This is a genomic window from Oleiphilus sp. HI0132, from assembly GCF_001635845.1.
The window spans coordinates 1-926 of the sequence record NZ_LWGJ01000394.1 but is presented as its reverse complement, the minus strand read 5'-3'; the positions used below and the strand labels follow the sequence as shown (position 1 = coordinate 926).

2 protein-coding genes are annotated in these 926 nt (G+C 43.3%); one reads left to right on the top strand and one right to left on the bottom strand.

Annotation, left to right across the window (positions count from 1 at the left end; translation table 11 throughout):
* Positions 1-376 (top strand): class I SAM-dependent methyltransferase (locus tag A3766_RS04910; RefSeq protein ID WP_197479328.1); only part of this gene is annotated, 376 nt, incomplete at its 5' end.
* 33 nt (positions 377-409) lie between these two features.
* On the opposite strand, the gene A3766_RS30400 is transcribed toward A3766_RS04910, so the two are convergent.
* On the bottom strand, positions 410-926 hold a 517-nt coding region (locus A3766_RS30400), incomplete at its 5' end, for a hypothetical protein (RefSeq protein WP_068641819.1).

Sequence of the window (926 nt, the reverse complement as noted above, 5' to 3'; positions counted from 1 at the left end):
GCGTAATCATAATCTCAACGGAATCAGTCAGGGTAAAGCGAATTTTGTAAAACGGGATATATTGAAGTCACGCAAACAATTTTCTTCTTACGGCCCCTTTGACTTGATTATTACCGATCCCCCGCCCTACCAAAAAAAGGCCTTTCGAGGCTGGCAGGACTACAAGCGACTACTTGGCTGGTGCAAGGATTGCCTGAACGAGAATGGCACTTTACTTGTCAGTCTCAACAATCCGCATGTTACACATCAGCAGTTTAAAGATGAACTGGGCGACTGTTTCCCAGAAACCAAAGAAATGACCATCATAGATAGCTGTGCAGAGATCAAAGAAAACGACCCTAGCAAAGGCTTAAAACTCATTGCAGTGAGCTTATAATATAGAGAGGGCAAATCACCTAAACTGAGTCAGCTATTCTTCTATTACATCGATGGTGTAAGAAAGGAAGCGCTCTCCTTCACCGGCCCCGGATTTCAATATCACGGTAAAGCCAATAAATAAGTCTTCGCCACTGCCAGGAGAAGGCAAACCTGTAACGGGAGGTTTTTTATACGTGACGCCCTGATACTTCAGCTTAAAGTTCTTTAGCACAATCTTAGGATCGTCCTCAGTACTCATCACATCAATCGTAATTGACTGCTCAGTATCGCTAGAGATTCTATAGTGACCCGATACCGCATGACCGCCGACAATATCAGCATTGGTCGCAGCAGCTAAGTTTCCGTTTGGCTTTAAGACTATTTTCTTACGTGCATCAGGTATTAAAGCTAAAGGTAATTCTGCCTGCTGCAGTTCTTCAATTATGACCTGTGCTTGAACCCTAAACGATAAGGCACTGCACAAAAGTATAAGGGCACCCACTACAGGTATTGTTTTATTTATCTTCATATCTTTCTGTATGTGTACCGGCATATCACCAGCAGAACGT